Source organism: Thalassospira sp. ABL2_045, assembly GCF_056161285.1.
The window spans coordinates 709,932-734,095 of the sequence record NZ_JBSWYV010000001.1 but is presented as its reverse complement, the minus strand read 5'-3'; the positions used below and the strand labels follow the sequence as shown (position 1 = coordinate 734,095).

4 protein-coding genes are annotated in these 24,164 nt (G+C 57.4%); 1 reads left to right on the top strand and 3 read right to left on the bottom strand.

Features of this window, described 5'->3' with window-relative positions:
* Positions 1 to 48: 48 nt before the first annotated feature.
* Complete coding sequence (locus tag ACXAIA_RS03370) at positions 49 to 201, bottom strand: hypothetical protein (protein WP_475347346.1); 153 nt, start codon at positions 199 to 201, stop codon at positions 49 to 51.
* 144 nt (positions 202 to 345) lie between these two features.
* The gene (locus ACXAIA_RS03365; protein WP_475347345.1) at positions 346 to 495 is read right to left on the bottom strand and encodes a hypothetical protein; all 150 of its coding nucleotides are present in this window, start codon (positions 493 to 495) and stop codon (positions 346 to 348) included.
* Between the two features lie 206 nt (positions 496 to 701).
* Here ACXAIA_RS03365 and ACXAIA_RS03360 point away from each other — a divergent pair, with 206 nt between their 5' ends.
* Positions 702 to 1,700 (top strand): tRNA dihydrouridine synthase, encoded by a 999-nt coding sequence (locus ACXAIA_RS03360; RefSeq protein WP_475348101.1) that lies wholly within the window; start codon positions 702 to 704, stop codon positions 1,698 to 1,700.
* A gap of 86 nt (positions 1,701 to 1,786) precedes the next feature.
* On the opposite strand, the gene ACXAIA_RS03355 is transcribed toward ACXAIA_RS03360, so the two are convergent.
* Positions 1,787 to 24,118, bottom strand: coding sequence for a hypothetical protein (locus tag ACXAIA_RS03355; protein ID WP_475348100.1), 22,332 nt, complete (start codon positions 24,116 to 24,118; stop codon positions 1,787 to 1,789).
* Positions 24,119 to 24,164 lie beyond the last annotated feature (46 nt).

Here is a 24,164-nt window from a genome sequence, read left to right as displayed (position 1 = left end):
AAGGCCGCACAAATGCGCGGCCTCGTGAAACAATACCCTAAAGCTGACTTACTTGGTTTCAGCTGCCTTGAGCTTTTCTTTCAGAACTTTCAGCTTCTCGACCGCATCGTTGATTTCCTGATCAAGATGCTTGAGACCTTCGCGCTTTTCGCTCGGTACGGATTCAAGTTCATCCAGAGCTTTCTCTACGATATACAGCATCCTACGATCCTCCTTATTTTGATGTCGGCGACGTCACCTTGGCGCTTGTGCACCAGCGAACGTTCACGCTGATTAGCATAACACCAAGCATGAACCAACCGATGTGTAAATTCAAAGACATGGATCAAGAATGATCCCAAAGTATCAGTGAGCCGTCTGTTCAAGACGTTCTTTTAAGACCTGCAGGCTTTGGGATGTGGTTTGCAAAATCTGATCAAGGCCGGAGAGTTTTTCGCGGGTTTCGCGTGAAACGGCTTCAACTTCGTCAAGCGCGCTTTCAAAGATATAGAGCATGTTTGTGCCCTTTCATTGTTGTTTTTGATGATTTAAAGCTACCGCCCAAATTCGCTGAAACCGTGTCAGCAATGCGCTATTTCTGCCGCATTTCGCCCGTTGCTCGCGCAGGACGGCAAGGCTGATCTGTGATTTTTCACCGACAGGTTTGGGCGGTTTATGGTAAAACCCGCCAACTGATTTTCTGAGACTGGATCAAAACCGCGATGACGCATCTGGTGCTGGCACCAATGGAAGGACTTGTTGACTGGCGCGTTCGGCAATTGCTGAGTGCGACCGGTGGGTTCGACCTATGCGTGACCGAGTTTATCCGGGTGTCGCAAAACCTGTTTCCGGCCCATGTGTTTCATCGCTATTGCCCGGAACTGTTGAATGGCGGCAAGACGCTTTCAGGGGTGCCGGTTCTGGTACAGCTGATGGGCCATGATCCGGAACTGATGGGCGAAAACGCGGTTGTCGCGGTCGAGCTTGGCGCACCGGGCATTGATATCAATTTCGGCTGCCCGTCCAAGACGGTGAACAAGCGCGAAGCCGGTGCGTCGCTTCTGAAATGCCCGGAAAATCTTTATGAAATCGTCTCGGCCGTGCGCCGTGCGGTGCCAGATCACATCCCGGTCAGTGCGAAGGTCCGGCTTGGCTATTCCGACAAGGAGATGTTCCTTGATATCGCGCGCGCGGTCGAAGCCGGCGGGGCGCAGCATCTGACCGTGCATGCCCGCACCAAGATGGAAGGCTACAAACCGCCAGCCCATTGGGAATATCTGGCACGCATCCGTGAAGCCATTTCGATCGGCATGACCGGCAATGGCGAAATCTGGAATGTGGCGGATTATGAGAAATGCCGCGATATTTCCGGCTGCGACAGCTTTATGCTGGGCCGTGGTGCGATTGCCGCACCCGATCTTGCAAGCCGCATCAAGGCATTTGAAAACGGCACGCGGGTGCCGCGTGAAAGCTGGTCTGATGTTCTGGCGATGCTGCTGGCCTATTGCGATCTGATGGCATCAGACGGGGCATCGGAAAATCATCAGGCCGGACGCATCAAGCAATGGATGGCCCTGATCCGCAAAAGCCACCCGCAAGGCGAAACATGCTTTGACGAGATCAAACGCATCCGCGCGGTTGACGAACTGCGCGCCAAGCTGCACTTTGATATGTCATTACCGGAAAATCAACGGACAAATGACCTGATTGCTGCGGAATAACCGGCATCTGAGCGGAAACAACCCAAACTAAAACGGGCGGTCATCGTGACCGCCCGTTTTTATTCGATCAGATTGTCAGGCCCGGATCAGTTGCCAAAGCCGAAGTCATCAGCATCTAGATCATCCGGATCATTAATGCCCATCAGGGTGACAGAGGCATCATTGCCAAGCTCGATAACGACATTGCCATCGGTATCCATGTGCATGTCATTGAGGACCTGGTTGAAGTTGTTGTAGTTCCACTCCGACAGATCAATGATGTCTTCGCCCGGCGTGAAGTCGGTAATGATGTCGTGACCATCGGTTTTGCCGATCTGGAACGTATCCCAGCCGGTTCCACCGGTCAGGGTGTCATCGCCGGCACTGCCATAGAGATGGTCATTGCCCGAACCACCAAGCAGCAAGTCATCACCGGCATTACCCCACAGCGTATCGTTGCCCGAGCCACCATCAATCGTGACGTCGCCATAGCTTTCGATGTCGCTGGTCAGATCAACGATGTCATCGCCGTCGCCAGCTTCGATCACTTCGATACCGCTGATGCGGACATTGTCATGTGCGTCGCTGACACTGTCGCGGATGAACAGGGCATCGTTGCCGCTGGTCATCTGTAGGGTGTCGACACCCTCGCCACCGATAAAGACATCGTTCGACTGGTTGTAACCGCCGAGATTGACATATTCGCCGGTACCGTCATCACCGCCATCGTCATGGCCCCAGCCATTGCCGTTGTGATTGTAATGTCCCCAACCGTTATCGTGGCTGTGGCCATCCTCGCTCGGTGAGCCGTCATTGAGCGCGTACCAGTTGTTATCCCAGACGCCGTCCGCGTTGTATTGCAGGACGTCATCGCCGGCACCGCCATTAAGCACATCCTCACCCGCACCGCCGGTGATCGTATCAGCACCCGAACCACCCCACAGGGTGTCGTTGCCATCGCCACCATCAATCACGTCATCGCCAGCGTTGCTCCAGACGATGTCATCGCCGGTGCCGCCCAGAACAGTCACATCGCCATAAGACAGGGTGTCACTGGTCAGATCGACGATGTCATCACCGTTGCCGGCATCGATGACTTCGATGTTGGAAATGCGCGGGCTGGTGCCCGGATCGGTTTGGGTATCATCAAGGAACAAGGCGTCGTTGCCACTGGTCATGGCCAGCGTATCGGTGCCATCGCCACCATCGATGATGTCTTCGGAACGGTTGTAGCCAGACAGATTGATCTGCTCGTTGGTGCCATCCATACCCGGATCGCCAACGTTCTTCGAGGCATAACTGCCGGTCCAGCTCGCATCTTTCTGGTATTCAATATAATCGTCGCCAGCACCGGCATCGATCACATCCGACCCCTTGCCGCCATTGATGCTGTCATTGCCATCGCCGCCCCAGATGGTGTCATCCCCGTCGTCACCGCCAAGGATGTCATTGCCATCAAGGCCCGAAAGCAAGTTCGCACCGTCATCGCCAAACAGGTAATCGTTGAAGTCCGAACCGATCAGATCTTCGATCGAGTTCAGCTTGTCATTGCCGTTGCTGCTGCTTGCCGTGCCGCTTTCAAGGCTGGCGGCAACTGCCGTGGTCGAGTTGGCGTAACTTGCGGTATCGCGACCGGCACCACCAACCAGACTGTCATGACCGGCACCACCCATCAGGGTGTCATTGCCGGCATCGCCATACAGTTTGTCGTCGCCATTGCCGCCTTCGATGGTGTCATCGCCTTCGCCGCCATAGAGACGGTCGTTGTTTTCACCGCCATCAATAACGTCGTTGCCGTCACCACCAAGGATGCTGTCATCGCCAGTCCCGCCATTGATGGTGTCATTGCCAGCTTCACCATACAGCTTGTCCTGACCCTGACCACCGGCGATGGTATCAGCACCCTCGCCACCCCAGACGCGGTCGTCACCCGAGCCGCCATCAAGGGTATCGTCGCCGGTACCACCCGTAACGCTGTCCTGACCACTGCCGCCTTCGATCAGGTCATTGCCAGCGTCACCCGAAAGCGTGTCATCACCGTCACCACCATACAGGCTATCATTGCCATCCATACCGGTGATGGTGTCCTGACCATTGAGGCCATAGACCGTGTCATCGCCCGAAAGGGCGGCAATCGTGTCATTGTTGCTGGTGCCGTAAAGCAGATCATCCTGCGGCGTCGGCCCGGATGTGGACTGTTCGACACCGACAAACATGTCAGCATCAAGCTGGCTCAGCGAAACACCGACAAGGGTCAGCGTGCCCTGACCATTGAGGTTGATTACGGTATCGTTGCCGACCTGGGTCATCTGGTCTTGCAGATCATCCCAGTCATCAATGTCGAGCGAGGCCAGATTGATCTTGTCTTCATAGATGTTGAAGTCGGTCACGACCTTGTCGCCGGAATTGCTGGAAACAATGATCTGATCCGCACCCGAACCACCGGTGTAGGTGTCATCACCCGCACCGCCATCAAGCGTGTCGTTGCCAGATCCGCCCAACAGGGTATCGGAACCATCGGTTCCGGTCAGGGTGTCATTGCCGGCACCACCATCCATCAGGTCGTTGCCATTGCCACCCGACAGCACATCATCGCCATCGCCACCGCTCAGCGTATCGTCACCATCACCGCCCAGCAGTGTGTCATTACCGATGCCGCCATCAAGGGTGTCATTACCGCCGTCACCCGACAGAAGGTCATTGCCCGCACCACCGGCGATGCTGTCATTGTCATCGCCGCCGTAAAGGACGTCGTCGCCACCTTCGCCATCAAGCGAGTCATTGCCGGCAGAACCATAAATGGTGTCGGTATCCTCGCCACCGGTGATGGTGTCGTCACCTTCCATGCCGTCGATGTAATCATCGCCGCCGCCGCCATCCATGACGTCGTTGCCTGCATGGCCGATCAGGCTGTCGTCACCGGCATTACCCTCGATGACGTCATTGCCTTCATTGCCTTCGAGACTGTCATTGCCCGAACCACCAGAGATCACGTCATCGCCGCTGCCGCCCGTGATGGTGTCATCGCCTTCACCGCCAGAAAGCGTATCGTCGCCTTCCATACCATTGAGCGTGTCATCACCGGCACCGCCATCGACGGTGTCGTCACCGGCAAGCGCATCGATATAGTCATCTTCGCTGGTGCCAAACAGGACATCGTCAAACTGGGTCGGACCACCGTCATTCTCGATGCCGATGAACATGTCGGACGATACATCGTTCAGGCGCACACCGCGCAGCGTGACAGAGCCCTGATCACCAAGATCAATGACCGTGTTGCCATTCACTTCGGACAGAAGCGGGGCAAGTTCCGACCAGGTGCTGATATCAAGCGCGTCGAGCGAGATCTGATCAACACTGGTGTTGAAGTCGGTGACGACCTTGTCACCGATCAGGCTGGTGACCTGAACAACGTCGGCACCCGATCCGGTGTGGATTTCATCGTCGCCTTCGCCACCATCAAGGGTGTCGTTGCCATGACCGCCATACAGTTTGTCATCGCCGGTACCACCATCAAGATAGTCATCGCCGCGTTCGCCATGCAGCGTATCATTGCCTTCGCCACCGATCAGGGTATCGGCGCCATCGCCGGTCCAGATCAGGTCGTTACCTTCGCCGCCATCAACGGTGTCTTCGCTGATATCGGCTTCGACATTGTCAAACTGGTCGTCGCCGGCACCCAGATCGACTTCGTTGTCCTGGCTGTTGCCATAGACATAGTCGTCATGGGCCGATGCGATGACCTTTTCGAAGTTGGCCAAGATATCGCCAACCGCATCACCGCCAAAGGCACGTCCGCCTTCGCCCGGGTTGTGGGTATGGGCATCGGTGTCGCCAAGGAAGATTTCGACACCTTCGCCGGATCCTTCGTAGCTGATGGTGTCACGACCATCACCGCCGTCAAGATAGTCGCCACCAACGCCACCTTCGATGGTGTCATCACCGGCACCACCCAGAAGCGTGTTGTCACCATCCGATCCGGTCAGAACATCGTCGCCATCCGATCCGATGACGTTTTCGATGTTGCTGATCGTATCCGATCCGGTTTCATCCGACGTCGCGGTTCCGGCAGACAGATCAACCGTCGCACCATCTGCAGCAGACATATCAAGCGTATCTTCGCCGTCGCCACCATCAAGGGTGTCGTCGCCCGCAGCAGCCGTCAGCGTATCGTTACCGGCACCGGCATCAACAACGTCGTCACCTGCACCATCATCAATGACGTCTGCACCGTCGCCCGCAGCAATCGTGTTGTTTGCGCCGTCACCGGTAATGGTGTCTGCCGCCGCACTGCCGATGACATTTTCAAAGCCGGAAATGCTGTCATTGCCGGTTTCAGAACTGCTTGCCGTACCGGCCGCAAGGTCAACCGTGGCACCGCTGGTGGCATCAGTTAGATCAAGCGTATCGTCGCCTTCACCACCGGCAAGGGTATCGTCGCCTGCACCGGCCATGACGGTGTCATTGCCCGCACCGCCATCGACGATGTCGGCACCTGCACCGGCATCGATCACGTCGCTGCCTTCGCCGCCATTGATGGTGTCATTGCCTTCGCCACCATCAAGGGTGTCGTCACCGGCACCGCCTTCAAGCACGTCATCGCCGGCACGACCCGAAAGGATGTCGTTGCCCAGGCCACCGGTCAGGGTGTTGTTGTCGTCCGAACCGGAAAGCGTATCGTTGCCATCCGAACCTGTCAGGTTTTCGATGTTGGAAAGCTGATCGGTTTCGCTTGCACCAACCTGTGCCGTGCCGGTTGCAAGGTCGGCATTTACCGCACTGCTTGCATCGCTGTAATCGGCCGTATCATTGCCTTCGCCGCCAATCAGGACGTCATTTCCTGCGCCACCCGACAGCGTGTCATCACCTGCACCACCATTGAGGATGTTGTTTTTGGCATCGCCGGAAATCGTGTCGTCATGATCCGAACCGGTGACGTTTTCGACCTGATAGATCGCGTCATTCCCGGCACCACCGGTTGCGGTGTAGTTCGCCAGATCGACATTCACACCAGCGGTCGCATCGTCATAGGTGACAGTGTCTTGTTCGGCACCACCGACAATGATGTCATTGCCTTCGCCACCGCTAAGCGTGTCTTCACCGGTGCCGCCGACCAGCGTGTCATCGCCAACACCACCATCGATGATGTCGTCGCCATAGCTGCCATCAAGGTAATCGTTACCGGCACCACCATCCAGATTGTCATGACCAAGTTCGCCATTGATGGTGTCGTCACCAGCATTGCCCCACAGGGTATCGGCACCCGAACCACCATTGATGGTGACATCGCCATACGAAATCGTGTCGCTGGTCAGATCGACCACGTCATCGCCGGCACCGGCATTGATGACCTCGACCCCGTCAAGGCGTGCGCCATCGGTCGTGGTTTCATCCACGGTGGTATCGAAGCTGATCGAGCGGACGAAGAAGTCGCTGCTGTCAGAACCGCTAGAGCCATTGGCGTACGGTTCGCTTTCAAACGCGATATAGCGGAAGTCAACCGGGTTGCCGCTGCCATCGGTGGCATTGATGGTCGTGGTACCGACACCATTGCTGGTGTAATCAATCGTGCTGTCATCGAGCGTGCCGGATGCCACAAGATTGCCATCGGCATCAAAGGCCTGCCAGGAGCCGACCTCGCCACCGCCTTCGCCAGCCATCAGGTTGGAAACCTGGACCGTCGCGGTAGAGGCATCTGCACCAAGATCAACAACAACCGCTTCGCTTTCGCCGGACTGCGGATCGTGGTTGATCTGGCCACCGGCAGGACTGCCACCGTCATTGCCGATACCTTTGCCGTCAAAGTTGACGGTGTCATCAGCCGCGGCAAGGTTCAGTTTGCCATCGCCATCAACATAGGACGTACCGAAGTCAAAGGCATACAGGTCTGCATCCGACCAGACCGCCTGCACATCTGCAGAACTTGCTGAATCGGTCAGGCCAAGGGTACGGGTTTCGGTCGTCGGTGTGGTGGTTTGACCATCACCAAGTTTCGAACCATCAAGCACCAGCGCGTCACCGCCATCGGACATATCAAGGGTATCGTCACCCTCCCCACCGATGAAGGTATCGTCAGAGATGTTCTTGCCGCTGATATCAGCAACATCGCCAGTACCTTCGACACCCGGGCTGCCGGTGTTTTCGGTGGTATCGCCGCTTTCGGCTGTATCGTCGGCTTCGAAGTTCAGAACGTCGTCGCCCGCACCGCCATCAAGGGTATCATCACCGGCACCGCCGCTGAGTTCGTCATTATCAGAGCCACCGGAAAGCGCATCGTCGCCTTCACCACCCGACAGCGTATCGTTGCCAGCACCGCCATCAAGGCTGTCACTGCCCGTCCCACCGTCAAGGGTATCAGAACCGTCATTGCCCAGCAGGGTGTCATCACCCGCACCACCGGAAACCGTATCGTCACCGGCAAGGGCATCGATGGTGTCATCGTCATCGGTGCCTTCAAGCGTGTCATCATTGGGCGTTGCGCCATCGGTGATGTTGTTGAAGTCATCAGCGCTCAGTTCGCTCAGAGCAACATCAACAAAGGTCACCGTGCCACCCGCCGGCAGGTTCAGAACCGCGTCACCATTATTGTTTTCGCTCAGCAACGGAACTAGGTCGCCCCAGCTTTCGAGGCCAAGATCATCAATCGAGATTTTGTCTTCGCCACGGGTGAAGTCGCTGACGACATCATCATCGGTGCCATCGGCAAAGACGAATGTATCCGCACCATCGCCACCGGCGACCGTGTCATCACCAGCACCACCGTCGATGGTGTCATCGCCCGCGCCACCGTCAATCACGTTGTCGCCGTTCGAACCGGTAATCTGGTCATCGCCAGCACCGCTCGTGACATTTTCGAAGTTCGAGAATTGATCATCGCCGGTCTCGTCAGAGCTTGCCGTACCTGCACCAAGATCGACAACCGCATCGCCCGATGCGTTCGACAGATCAAGGGTATCGGATCCGTCGCCACCATCAAGGCTGTCATTGCCGGCACCTGCGATGACCGTATCGTCACCGGCACCTGCCAGAACAAGGTCGCTGCCTGCGCCATCGGAAATGACGTCGTTGCCAGCACCGCCATCGATCAGATCGATGCCATCGCCACCATCAATGATGTCTGCACCATCACCGGTCGAAATGGTGTCATCCGCACTGCTGCCGGTAACGGTATCATCGCCGGCACCCGTGGTTACATTTTCAAAGCCGGAAATGACGTCATCGCCGGTTTCGTTGCTGTTGGCTGTGCCGTCCTGCAGATTGACCGCAACGTCCGCGTCAACATCGGACATATCGAGCGTGTCAAAGCCGTCGCCACCCGACAGCGTATCGTTGCCGGCATCGCCAACAACCGTGTCATCACCAGCACCGGCATCAACGATGTCATTGCCTGCACCGGCATTGATGTGGTCATTGCCGTCACCGCCGCTGATGCTGTCATTGCCTTCGTTGGTCCAGACGGTGTCATCACCCGTTCCGGCATCCACCGAAACATCGCCATAGGATTCAGTCTGGCTGGTCAGATCGACAACATCATCGCCATCGCCCGTATCGATCACTTCGACACCGGAAATCGACGGAGCATTCGATCCGTCTGCATGATCGTTATCAAGAATGATCGCATCACCGGCCGAGGTACCGACAAGGGTATCAACACCTTCGCCACCATCGAACTGATCATCGCTAAGACCAAGGCCTTCGAGATCGGCGACATCACCCGTGCCATCAACACCCGGGCTGCCGGCATGGTCGGTTTCATCGCCGGCCTGTCCGGTGCGATCGGCTTCGAACTGAAGAACGTCGTTGCCATCGCCACCATCAAGGGTGTCGGATCCTTCGCCACCGCCAAGGGTGTCGTTGCCGCCACCGCCGATAACGGTGTCATCACCAGAACCGCCGCCGACAGTGTCGTCACCATCGCCGCCGTCTACGGTGTCATTTCCGTCGCCACCATCGACCGTGTCGTTACCGGTGCCACCACCGACAGAATCATTACCCGAACCACCGCCAACGGAGTCATTGCCCTCGCCACCATCAACGGTGTCGTCACCGTCACCGCCATCGACCGTGTCATCACCGCTGCCGCCGCCGACAGAGTCATTACCCGTGCCGCCACCAACGGAGTCATTGCCGTCGCCGCCGTCAACCGTATCGTCGCCGTCGCCACCATCGACCGTGTCATTGCCCGTGCCGCCGCCAACAGAATCATTGCCGCTGCCACCGTCAACGGAATCATCGCCGTCACCGCCATCAACGGTATCGTTGCCATCGCCGCCATCGACGCTGTCATCACCGGCACCGCCATCGACCGAGTCATCGCCTTCGCCGCCGCCAAGGGTGTCTTCACCCGGCGTGCCGACATTATCGATACCGGTGAAGTGATCCGGGGTCAGGTCTCCAACGGCCACACCGGACAGAGTCACCGTGCCACCGGATGGCAGGGTAATGACCGCACCGTCAGGGCCGTCAGACAGCAGCGGCTGCAGATCGGTCCAGGCAGAGATGCCCAGATCCGGCAGCGAAATTGCGTCCGCATTCAGATCGAAATCAGTGACAAGGTCGGTATCGGTTCCGTCTTCGAAGACGAAGGTATCAGCACCGTCACCGCCCGAAAGCGTATCATTGCCTGCACCGGCTGCGATGGTGTCATCACCCGCACCGCCAGACAGAATGTCGTCACCGGCACCGCCATCAAGTGTGTCGTTGCCCGCACCACCGTCGATCACGTTGGCATCGTCCGAACCGGTAATGACATCCGCGTCATCCGAGCCAGTAACATTTTCGATGTTGGCAATGGTGTCCGATCCGGTGTTGGCACCACTTGCCGTACCGGCCGCCAGATCGACATTTACACCACCGGTGGTAACCGACAGATCAAGGGTATCAATACCGTCGCCGCCATCGATGTCGTCATTGCCGCCATCAAGGGTAATGGTGTCATTGCCCGCACCGGCATCAATCGTGTTATCGCCAGACGATCCGGTGATGGTGTCATCACCGTCAGTTGCGATGACATTTTCAAAGCCGGAGATGCTGTCGCTGCCGGTTTCACCGCTGCTTGCGGTGCCTGCGCCAAGATCGATGGTCGCGCCATCGGCAGCGGAAAGGTCAAGCGTATCGTCGCCATCACCACCGATCAGGATATCGTCGCCGGCACCTGCTGCGATGGTGTCATTGTCGGCACCACCATCGATGGTGTCAGAACCTTCGCCGCCATCAAGGACGTCGTCACCAGCACCGCCATCAAGGGTGTCGTTGCCCGCACCGCCATTGATGTTGTCAGCCCCTTCGCCGCCCAGAAGGACGTCATCACCATCGTTTGACCAGATGGTGTCGTCGCCCGCACCACCATCAACCGTGACATCGCCATAGGAATGAGTGTTACTGGTCAGATCGACAACGTCGTTCCCGTCACCGGCATCGATATTTTCGATATCAACAATAGACGGGTTGGCCGCACCGTTTTCATGATCACGATCGAGAATGATCGCATCGTCACCGGAACCGGCAACAAGGGTGTCATTGCCTGCACCGCCAACGAAGCTGTCATCAGAAAGGTTCTTGCCCGAGATATCGGCGACCTCACCGGTACCATCGGTGGTCGGGCTGCCGACATGATCCGTGGTGTCGCCGTCTGCGGCAACGCTGTCACCTTCAAACGACAGAACGTCATCACCGGCACCACCATCAAGCAGGTCGGCACCATCGCCACCGGCAAGGGTATCGTTGCCCGCACCGCCATCAAGGGTGTCGTCACCGGCACCACCATTAAGGACGTTGTCACCGGTCGCACCGATCAGGGTGTCATCACCAGCACCACCGGTCGCACCTTCGATACCGTCGAGGGTATCGGTGCCATCGGTTGCGGTACCCGTGCCGTTTTCCAGATCAACAACGACGCCATCCGTCTGGTCGGAGTAGTCGACAATATCGTCGCCTGCGCCACCGATCAGGGTGTCATCGCCGGCACCGCCCGAAAGCGTGTCATTGCCCGCACCGCCATCAATGACGTTGTCGAACTCGTTGCCTTCCAGCGTGTCATCATGGTCGGAGCCAATCAGGGTCTCGAAACCATCAAGGGTGTCGTTGCCCGCACCACCGGTTGCCGTGCCGGCATCCAGATCGGCATTCACGCCACTTTCTGCGTCTTCGTAAGACAGGACATCTTCACCTTCGCCGCCGATCAGCGTGTCATCGCCGCCATTGCCAAAGACCGTGTCATTGCCTTCGCCGCCATCGAGGATGTTGGCGTTTTCATCACCGATCAGGACATCATCGCCATCACCGCCGGTGACGTTTTCGATGCTTTCAAGGGTATCGTTGCCAGCTTCGCCCGTCGCGGTGCCAGCACCCAGATCAACGGTAACGCCATCTGAGGTGTCGGAATAATCGGCGGTGTCGGAACCTTCGCCGCCGCGCAGGGTATCGTCGCCAGCACCCCCGATCAGGGTGTCATTGCCCTCGTCGCCATAGATATCATCGTCGCCAGCCTGGCCATCGATGATGTCATCGCTTTCAAGAGCGTGGATTTCATCACTGATTTGGCTGCCGGTGATGTCATCTTCGAACTCGGTGCCAAAGATGGCGTCATAGCCAAAGAAGTTTTTCTGACCAAGGTCGTCGACCGAGACACCTTCAAGGGTGATGCTGTCGCCATCGCCAAGGGTGATGACTGCATTGCCGTTTTCATCATCGGCCATCTGGTCACGCAAGTCGGCATAATCCTCGATGCCATAGGAAGACAGATCGATGATGTCTTTTTCGACGTCAAAGTCGGTTGCGGTGTCATGTCCGCCGCCCGGCTCAAGTACGATCAGGTCTTCGCCTTCGCCGGTAATCAGGACGTCATCGCCGGCACCCCCGACAAGGGTATCGTCGCCCGAACCACCATCAAGGGTGTTGACCCCGTCGCTGCCGACCAGGGTATCGGTGTAATCGGTCCCGATGACGCGTTCGAAGTTGCGAACAACATCATCCCCGCCGCCACCGGTCGCATATTCCTTGACCAGATCGACGGTGACACCGGAATCGACATTGGAGTAGTCGACGGTATCCAGCTCGCCGTCACCCCCATCAAGGATGTCATCGCCGGCATCGCCATAGACCCAGTCATCGCCTGCGCCAGCTTCGACAATGTCGTCGCCCTCGCCGCCGCTGATGGTGTCATCGCCCGCTTCACCCAGAAGGATGTCGCCGCCCGCACCACCATCGATGATGTCATCACCTGCACCACCGCTGATTTCGTCGATGCCTTCGCCGCCATCAATCACATCATTACCGGCACCGCCATCGATCGCATCGCCACCGGCGCCACCGGAAATGGTGTTGGCTTCCTCGTCACCGGCAATCTTGTCGTTGAAGTCGGAACCGACGACATCTTCGATATCGACCAGCGTATCATTGCCCTGACCAGTCGCGGTGCCCGCCGCCAGATCAACATCCATGCCCTGATCGGCACTGCTGTAATCGGCGGTATCGGCGCCTTCGCCACCATCAAGGACGTCATCACCCGCGCCACCGACAAAGGTGTCATCCCCGGCAAGGCCGGTCAGGGTGTTGTTTTCTGCGTTACCCGACAGGGTATCGTCAAACAGGGTCCCGGTGACGTTTTCAATGCCTTCAAGGACATCATCGCCGTCACCGCCGGTAACTGTGCCTGCCGTGAGATCGGCATTGATACCGGCCCCTTCGGTCGCGTAGTCGGCGGTGTCATTGCCGTCACCACCGCGCAGCACATCCGATCCGGCATTACCGACCAGCGTGTCATCGCCGGTGCCACCATCAACGGTGTCATCGCCTTCGCCGCCAATCAAGCGGTCATTGCCCGCACCACCGTCGATGCTGTCATCACCTTCAAGCGCGTTGATGATGTCATCGCCGCTGCCGCCGATCATCTCATCGGCGTTCTCGGAACCAAGCTGGACCTCGACACCGACGAAGTTATCGGCCGTCATCTGTGACGGGGTAACACCCTGCAGCGTGATGGTGTCGCCACTGTCAAACGTGATGGTCAGATCGCCATTGGCGTCCGTGCCAAACATGTTTTCCAGGGCACCATAACCGGCAATGTTGAAGCTGGTCAGGTCAATGGTATCGACCGCCGGATTGAAATCGGTAATGGTGTCGCTGCCATCACCCGGATTGAAGATCACCTGATCGGCACCTTCGCCGAGCGTCAGCGTGTCATTCCCGGCACCGGCATCAAAGGTGTCATCCCCCGCGCCACCGATAAAGGTGTCGCTCTGTCCGCCACCGATAAAGGTATCGCTGAACTCGGAACCGCGGATCGCATCGATGCCTTCAAGGGTATCGGTGCCGGTTGCGGTGCCCGAAACAGTATGGTTGCTGGTATCAACCGTAACAGCGGATTCAGCGTCGACATAGCTTGCGGTATCGAAGCCTTCGCCGCCGATCAGGCGGTCATCACCGGCACCGCCCAGAAGGGTGTCGTTGCCCTCGCCACCATCAAGCGTATCAGAACCCGCACCGCCGGAAATGGTGTCATTGCCTGCACCACCTTCGACCAGGTCATCGCCACTGCCCGACGAAATAACGTCGTTACCGTCACCGCCTGTGACAGTATCCGCACCATCACCGGTATTGATGATGTCATCACCTGCAGCACCATCGACGATATCTGCACCTTCGCCCGTCGTGATGACATCGTTGCCTTCGCCGGCATTGACGGTGTTGTCGCCGTTACCGGCATTGATGGCGTTACCGCTGTCATCACCAATGATCAGGTCGTCGCCATCACCAGTGGTGACATTTTCAATATTGGTAAAGGTATCGGTATCCGTACCACCGGTGGCCGTACCGTTGGTGAAATCAACGGTCTGATCGCCGGAGACATCGCTTAGATCAAGGGTATCGTTACCCGTGCCGCCATCGATGGTGTCGCTACCGGCACCACCGCGCAGCGTATCATTGCCCGCACCGCCCAGAAGGACGTCATCACCCGCACGCCCATCAAAAACGTCATTGCCTGCTTCACCCGACAGGGTGTTGCGACCACTGTCACCACGCAATGTATCCGCGCTGTCGGAACCGGAAATATTTTCAAAGTTCGAAATCGTATCGCCGGTGCTAACTGCACCGGTCTGCAGATCAACCGAGACACCGGACTCATCAGCAAATGAAAGCGTATCTTCACCTTCGCCACCGTCCAGAGTATCGGTCCCAGCACCACCAGAAATCGTATCGTTTCCGGCACCACCTTCAATCACATCGTTACCGGCACCACCGGTTACGATGTCATCACCGTCGCCAGCAAGCACGGTGTCATTGTCGCTGCCACCGGTAATCACATCGTCATGATCAGATGCAATGATCTGTTCGATACCGCTAAAGGTATCAGTGCCGGTGTCTTCGCCAGTTGCGGTGTTGGTTGCCAGGTTGACGTCCAGGCCCGATGCCGCGTCAGAGTAATCAAGCGTATCGGCACCGGCGCCACCAATATAGGTGTCATCACCCAGTTCACCGACAAAGCTGTCATCACCTTCGCCGCCATCCAGAACATCATTTCCGGCACCGCCGGTAAGCATGTCGTTTCCGGCGCCACCATTGATTACGTTGTCGGCTTCGTTGCCGGTGATGGTGTCGTTATATTCCGTGCCGGTGACATTTTCGAAACCGGAAACCGTGTCATTGCCATCTGCACCGGTCGCGGTTCCTGCAGACAGATCAACATTCTGCGCACCGGTTGCATCGGAATAATCAAGGGTGTCGGTCCCTTCGCCACCCGAAAGGGTGTCATCACCCGCACCACCCGAAATAAGGTCATCGCCAGCGCGGCCTTCAATCGTGTCATCGCCAGCGCCGCCCGAAAGGGTGTTGGCTGCGTCCGAACCACCGATGCTGTCATTGGCGTTCGAGCCAATCACGTCTTCGATATTGCTGAGCAGATCAGTGCCATCGGCCTTGTCAGCCGAACCGGCTTCAAGATCCACATCAACACCGGTTTCGCTGTTGCTGTAATCAATAACGTCCTGACCAGCACCGCCGTCAATCACATCATCGCCAGCGCTACCGTTGATGGTGTCGTTGCCTGCACCGCTCAGAATGGTGTTATCGGCATCCGACCCGGTAATCGTGTCATCCTGCCCGGAACCAATGGCATTTTCGACATTGAGAACCGTATCACCCGTCGTCGAGTCCGTATCGCCGGTTGCCAGATCAAGAGTAACGCCTTCTTCGGCGTCAGAGTAATCAATGGTATCAATACCGTCGCCACCATCAATCAGGTCGTTACCAGCGCCCCCGCTCAGGGTGTCGTCACCGGCACCGCCAAGCAGGGTGTCATTGCCGCCACCACCCGAGAGGATGTCATCACCATCCTCGCCAGACAGGACGTTATTCCCCTGATTGCCGGTGATGGTGTCGTCATAGTCGGAACCGATCAGGTTCTCGACACCTTGGATCTGATCATTACCAAGTCCGGAAACCGTGCCTTCTGCGAGATCCGCTGTAATGCCGTTGGTCGCGTTGCCATAGTCAACGGTATCAATACCAGCACCACCGTTCAGAACGTCATCGCCGCCGCTTGCAATCAGGGTGTCATTGCCCACGCCGGCTTCGATTGTATTGTCGCCGCCATCGCCAATCAGTGTATCGTTAAAGGCCGAACCGGTAACGTTCTCGATGCTTTCAAGGGTATCTTCGCCAGCCGCACCTGTTGCGGTTTGCGCAGCAAGGTCAACCGTCACCTCACCCGTGGCATTGGCGTAACTCGCGGTATCGCTGCCTTCGCCACCCGACAGGGTGTCGTCACCGCCAAGACCTTCAAGGATATCGTCGCCTTCGCCGCCAATCAGGATGTTGTCGGCATCAGAACCGATCAGCGTATCGTTACCTGCCCCGGCCACAATGTTTTCAACATTGCGGATCGTATCGTTGCCACTTTCGGCGAATGTTGTTCCCGCCTGAAGATTGACCGCGATGTCACCGGCCTCATCGGAATAGTCAACGGTATCAATGCCGTCGCCACCATCAAGAATATCGATGCCCGAACCACCGTTCAGGGTGTCGTCGCCAGCACCACCGAAGATGCTGTCATCGTCTTCAAGGCCGTAAATGGTGTCGTTGCCATCGAGGCCAGACAGGGTGTCCTCACCATCGGTACCCGACAAGGTGTCATCACCAGACGTCCCGACGATATCACGCACACCGATAAAGTTGTCTGCGGTGATGTCTTCCTTGCTGACACCCTCAAGCACCATCGACGTGCCTTCACCGAAATCAATGACAAGGTCACCGTTTTCGTTTTCGGACATGTTCTCGTAGAGCTCGCCGTAGGTATCAATACCCAGCGCACGAATATCGATCTGGTCTTCGCCAACTGAGAAGTCGGTGATGGTATCGGTGCCATCATCCGGCCCGACAACATAGACGTCCGCACCTGAACCACCACTCAGGGTATCGTCACCACCGCCACCAGTAATGGTATCTGCACCGGCACCTGCTGTGATGATGTTATCGCCAGCATCACCCGTAATGACATCTTCCTGGCTCGAACCAATAACGTTTTCGACACCACTGATGCTATCGGTGCCATCGGCATCGGTTGCCGTGCCTTCCGACAGGTCGATATTGACCGCACTGCCACCTTCGTAGGTGACGGTGTCATTGCCTGCACCGCCTTCGATGGTGTTGCTTCCCGCGCCACCAACCAGAAGGTCATTACCTGCACCACCATCAAGGATGTCATCCCCTTCGCCACCGAGAAGGGTGTCATTGCCTGCGCCACCTTCGATGGAGTCACTCCCGGCACCACCCGACAGGGTGTTGTTGGCGTCATCGCCGATCAGAGTATCGTCGTGATCAGAGCCGCGAATGCTTTCAATGCTTTCGAGCGTATCGTTGCCAGCCGCACCGCTTGCAGTTCCTGCCGACAGATCAACAGTGACCGAACCGTCCGCATCACTGTAGTCAGCGGTGTCAAATCCATCGCCACCCACCAGGGCGTCGTTTCCTGCACCACCCGAAAGCGTGTCGTTGCCTGCACCACCAAGCAGAGCATCGTCACCTTCACCACCGGAAATAACGTCGCTACCCGCCCCGCCGGAGAGCGTATTCGCCCCTCCATCCCCAATAAGGGTATCGTTCTGATCCGAGCCAATAACGTTTTCGATGTCGCTGAGCGTGTCCTGATTACCAACACTCCCACTTACACCGGTTTCCAGATTGACGGAAACACCACCACCCGCGGAGTAATCAACCGTATCTTCGCCGTCACCACCATCAATGACGTCCTGACCCGCACCACCATCGATCGTGTCGTCGCCGCTATTACCGAAGATGGTGTCGTTGCCTGCCCCACCGTTGATCGTGTCGTTGCCCGCCAAGGCATCGATAATCTCGGCCGAGGACGAACCCTGCAAGATATCATCACCCTCAGTCGCACCAAGGGAATCGATATCGATAAAGTTGTCCGCCGTGAGATCTTCCGGTGCAACACCATTTAGGGTCATGGTGTTATCATTGATCGTGATTACCGCGTTACCATTGGCATCGGTACTGAGCAATTTCTTCAGGGCTTCAAAATTGGGGATATCGAAGCCCGCGAGATCAATCTTGTCTTCCGCCGGATCAAAATCAGTGATCACGTTCGCATCGGTTTGCGTTGTGAAGACAAAGGTATCTGCGCCTTCACCGCCGGATAATACGTCGTTACCACCGCCCGAATTGATAACATCATCACCGGCACCACCTTCGATGATATTATCAGCCGACGACCCTGTCAGAGTATCGCCAAAGTCAGAGCCGACCACGTTTTCAATCGAAACAAGCGAGTCATCTCCGTCGGCGCCAGTCGCGGTAGAAGAGCCAAGGTTGACATTCACTGCCCCTGAGGCGTCCGCATATGTGGCGGTATCCGAACCGGAACCGCCGACAAGCGTGTCGTCACCTGCGCCACCCGCCATGGTGTCATTGCCGACACCACCATTGAGCACATCATCACCACCACGACCAGATAGAACGTCGTTGCCACTCCCACCATTCAGGATATTGGCATTGTCGTCGCCTGCAAGAGTATCGCCGGATGCGGAACCCGTAACATTTTCAAAATTGGCAATCGTATCTGAGTCTGCACCTGATGTTGCCTGACCGGTTTCAAGATCGACTTCGACACCACCCGCAGTTCCCAGATAGCTCAGCGTATCGTTGCCTTCTCCACCATCAAGATCATCGCTTCCGGCACCGCCATTGATCACGTCGTCACCAGCACCACCAGTAATGGTATCTGTGCCGGTTCCGCCGGTAATGACATCGTTGCCTTCACCGCCGTCGATCGTGTCATTGCCAGCCCCGCCCGAAACCGTATCGTCGCCTTCTTTGGCGGTGATCACATCGCTGCGGTCCGTACCGACAAGGATGTCCTTGTTTTCGGTACCTTCGAGTGAGCGGATGCCCTTGAAGTTGGCAAAGGTCAGGCTATCGGGATCAACGCCTTCAAGCGTAATGACAGCGTCACCAACCGTGATCGTGGCATTGCCTGCTGCGTCTTCACCGATGAAATCGGCGATGTCAGAAAACAGCTCAAGTCCATCAATACCCTGGATATCAATGACATCATTGGCCGGGTCGAAATCGGTAACCAGATCATTTCCGCTATCAGCGGTTACGACAAACGTATCTGCGCCTGAACCACCAGTGAACGTGTCGTCCCCGCCACGGCCATCAAAGTTATCGTCGCCTGCGCCACCATCAAAGCTGTCATTGCCACTGCTGCCCAGCATGGTGTCAGCAGCGGCACTGCCTTCAATCTCTTCAAAACCGGAAATCTGATCCGTGAAGGTGTTGCCGGTGACCGTTCCTTCTTCAAGATCGACTGTAACACCTGAACCAACGCCGCCAGCACCGGAACTGTAGCTTAGCGTATCGTCGCCATCGCCACCGATAAGGGTGTCGTTGCCCTCACTCCCGAAGACCGTATCGTTACCAGCCCCCGTATCAATGATGTTGCCTTGGGTATTGCCATAGACGACATCATCGCCGGAGCCGGAAACAACGTTTTCAAATCCTGAAAGGGTGTCATTACCATCACCGGTCGCCGTACCACCGGCAAGGTCCACAGTGACACCGCCGTTAACATCGGTGTAGTCGACCGTATCGATACCGCCGCCACCCGACAGCTCATCGTCACCGCTGCCGCCGGAAATGGTGTCATTACCGTCGCCGCCCAGCAGCACGTCATCACCGCCGCCACCGGAAATGGTGTCATCGCCCGCCATACCCGAAAGCGTGTTGGCAGCGTCATCACCGGCAATCACATCGCTATTCGTGGAACCGACGACATTTTCAAAGTTGGAAATCCTCGCCGTACCGGAATCCGTCGTCGCCGTACTGCTGGCAAGATCGACATTCAGGCCAGTGTCGTTGCCAAAGCCGACTGTATCAGTGCCTTCGCCGCCGTCGACGGTATCGTTGCCACCGACGCCACGCACAACATCGTCGCCAGCACCGGTCGAAATGACGTTGTCATCGGCAGAAGCCACAACATTATCGTCACCGGAACCGGTCGTGACGTTTTCAACACTGTCCAGAGTATCAAATTCACCTGAGTCACTGTCACGCGCCGTCCCGCTGGCAAGATTGACATCCTGGCTGCTTTCACGGGCGCTCAGATCAAGGGTGTCGCTGCCTTCACCACCGAAGATGGTGTCATTACCATCTTCGCCAACAAACAGGTCGTCGCCATCGCCGCCATCAAGGGTGTCATTGCCACCACGACCGACGAGCGTGTCATTACCCGCACCGCCCTGAAGGACGTTAACACCGTCATCGCCATAGAGTTCGTCGTCATGGCTTGAGCCGGTCGCGTTCTCGATACGATCAAGGACATCGTCGCCATCGGCACCAAACGCGGTGCCATCGGCAAGGTCAACCTGCACGCCACCATTTGCGCCGGAATAATCGACGGTATCGACACCTTCCTGACCGCGCAGGGTATCGTTGCCTGCACCGCCCGAAACCGTGTCATCACCATAGCCGCCCGAGACGACGTCATCGCCGTCACCACCGCTCAGCGTATCGTCGCCGCCATAACCATAAAGCGCGTCGTTGCCATCCGTGCCGGTGCCAACGTCATTGTCTTCGGTTTCAAAGATACGACCGAAACCACGGAAATCATCCGCAGTCAGACTGTCGCTGCTGACACCTTCAAGTGTCAGCGTACCCTGATCGCCGAAATCGATAACGGTATTGCCGTTACCATCATCGGACATCATGGTTTGCAGGGTTGCGAAGTCCTGAATGCCGAGTTTGGAGAGATCAACAATATCTTCCGAACCGGTAAAGTCGGTGATCGTATCGTTGCCGAAATTCTCGGTCAGTTCGAAATCGTCGTCACCAGCACCACCGGTCAAGGTGTCATCACCTGCACCACCGGTCAGCGTATCGACGCCCTCACCACCTTCAAGAACGTTATCGCCATCATCACCGGTGATGTGATCGTCATAGTCCGAACCAACGACATTTTCGACCATCTGGACGACGTCATTGCCCGCCCCACCGGCCGCGGTTTCATCCGCAAGATTTACCGTAACCGCACTTTCGGCATCGCTGTAGCTGACAGTGTCAACACCACTGCCGCCCTGGATTTGGTCATCGCCTTCGCCACCGCGCAGGAAGTCATTGCCTGAACCACCCGCCAGAACGTCATTGCCGGAACCACCAACCAGAAGGTCATCATCGGCACCGCCCTGCAGCATGTCGTCATTATCGCCGCCAAACAGGCTGTCGCTGCCATCACCACCCTGCAGGATGTCATTGCCGCTTTCGCCGCGTAGAACGTCGCTGCCACCACCACCTTGCAGAAGGTCGTCGCCAAAGCCGCCTTCAAGCGTATCATCGCCGTCATTGCCCTGAAGCGTGTCGTTGCCAGAACCGCCGCCGAAAACATCGGTCTCATCGCCGCCCTGGACCAGATCAGCCCCACTGGTCGGGGTGTTGTCATAGGCATTGGCGTCGCCATCATCGGCATCAACCACACCGCCATCAGCGTCAACTTCGGCATCACCGGATGTTTCGCCACTGGCTGCATCCTCGCCAGCGGTCTCATCACCGGTGGTATCGCTTTCAGCATCACCTTCGGATGCAGCACCCTCTTCGCCGGTACCGGCTTCACTATCGCCAGATGCCGGTTCTTCGGCGGTGGTTTCATCGCCGGTGGTTTCGCCGGAAGAGGCATCCGCACCGGACGCCTCATCACCAGCTGTTCCAGCTTCATCCGAACCGGTCTCGCCAGAGCCTTCTGCCGGTGTTTCTTCGCTGCCCTCGCCCGAAGTGTCGAAATCGGATTGCGGATCGGTCGTCTCACCGCCGGTTTCCGTTCCAGCTTCGGCCCCAGCCTGGGCACCGGTGTTGGTGTTGTCTTCGGTGGTCTGATCGCTGTCGGCACCGGTTTGGTCACTAGTGGTCTCTTCGCCGGAAGTGGTATCGCCATCCGAGCCATCTGTTGCGCCAGTTTCTGCGCCAGCGGTTTCGTCACCAGCCGCGTCACCACCGGACGTCTCGTCACCGGTTGCGTCGCCTACCGGCTCTTCAGAGTCGGTGCTGCCAGTATCCGTTGCGCCACCTTCAGAACCGTCGCCAGACTCTTGCGAACCCGTATCGCCGGACCCAACGGTGTCATCACCGCTGCTGCCCGCCGTGCTGTCAGAACCGCTGTCGCCAGTGGTTTCCCCGCCGGTGGCGTCTTCGCCGGATGTCTCGCTATCCGCACCAGCGCCGGTTTCAGAACCAGCTTCCGTGTCGGAACCCGCGTCAACCGCGTCACCACCCTCGGAGCCTGAAGCTTCTTCGCCGCCAGTCGCATCACCGGTCGTCTCGCCAGAACCGGTCTCATCCGTGCTATCGGTCGCGCCAGATGCGGTTTCGCCGCTGGTGCTCTCGCCATCCGTGCCGCCCGATGCTTCACCAGAAGACGCACCGGTATCCTCACCCGTCCCTTCGGAACCGGATGCATCAGAAGAATCGCCATCGGTTTGGGTTTCAGAGCCCGTATCGCCGGTGTTGCCAGTTTCGTCCGTGCTTTCCGAACCGCCGGAAGTGGCCTCGCCCGAGGTGGTATCTTCCTGCGTTTCGGAATCATCGGTCGAACCGGTTTCAGTTCCGGTCTCGCCAGAGGCGGTTTCACCGGAATCACTCGCGCCGCTGTCGCTTGCGCCACTATCGGTCCCGCCATCGGTCTGGCCGGTTTCGTCGCTGCCTGATGCACCGGTGGTGTCATCACCGGAAGCCTCGCCGGAAGTCTCATCAGACCCCGTCGAACCCGTTTCATCCGTGCTGCCGGAACCTGTTTGGGTATCGCTGCTATCGGTTTCACCCGCGCCGGCTTCACCTGTCGCGTCATCGCCCGTCGACTCATCCGTCGTCGATCCGCTGTCATCCTGAGACGCAGACTCTTCGGCGTCATTGGTGCGACCAGCACCGGAATCGAGATTTACGTCCACACCCTGGCCAGACTGGCTGTAATCAAGGGTGTTTTCGCCCGCACCACCGTCAATAACGTCCGAGCCATCGCTTGCGCCAAAGGTGTCATCCCCCGCGCTGCCAGACAGGCTGTTATTGCCGGAATCGCCGGTCAGAACATCATCACCTGATGTCCCGCGCAGATTTTCAATATTGTCAAAGGTAACGCGATTGGCCCCGGTCGCGTCTGTCGAGCTACCTTGCGAAAGATCGGCGCGCACGCCGTCTGCAGCCCCATCAAGTGACAGGGTATCTTCACCGGCACCGCCATCAATGTTGTCAGAGCCGCCGCCCGATGAAATGACGTCATCACCGTCAGAACCAACGATGGTGTCATCCCCTTCGCCGCCCTCGATCACATTGGCTTCGCCGTCAGCCGTGGCGGCATCACCACCCTCGGAGGTAACTGAAACTTCGTTGACCTGGGGAACGTCAACCAGGGTCACATTGGCAAGGTCTGCCTTCGAGACGCCCTCGAAAACAACCTTGTCGCCAGTCGAAAAGACGATGAAGGCATTGCCCGCCGCATCTTCACTGACGAGCGCCATCAGGTCGTTGACACTGTCAACGCCAAGGTCGCTTAGCGCCAGCTCGTCTTCTTCAACGTTGAAATCGGTAATCGTGGTCTGCTCGAAACCGCTTTCGAGCACAAAGGTATCGCGGCCCTCGCCACCGGTAACAACATCCTCACCCTCGCCCGATTCGAGAATGTCGTCGCCTTCGCCGCCAATCAGGGTATTGTCAGCATCATCGCCCACCAGAACGTCGTCATAAGCACTGCCAATGACGTTCTGAATGTTGGTGAAAACCTGGGTTGCTGCTGATTGCTGATTGCCGTCGCCAGAAGCGTTGGCGCCAGAATCAGTTTTGACCGCGTCAGAATCCCCTTCTGAGCGGTCATCAAGTACCTGATCAATGTCGGTGTCGGTTACTCCAACACCGTCGTCTTGGTTGGCGGGCGAGACCAAAGCACATACTCCCTACATGGGAATTGTTTTTACCAATTCTGCAGCG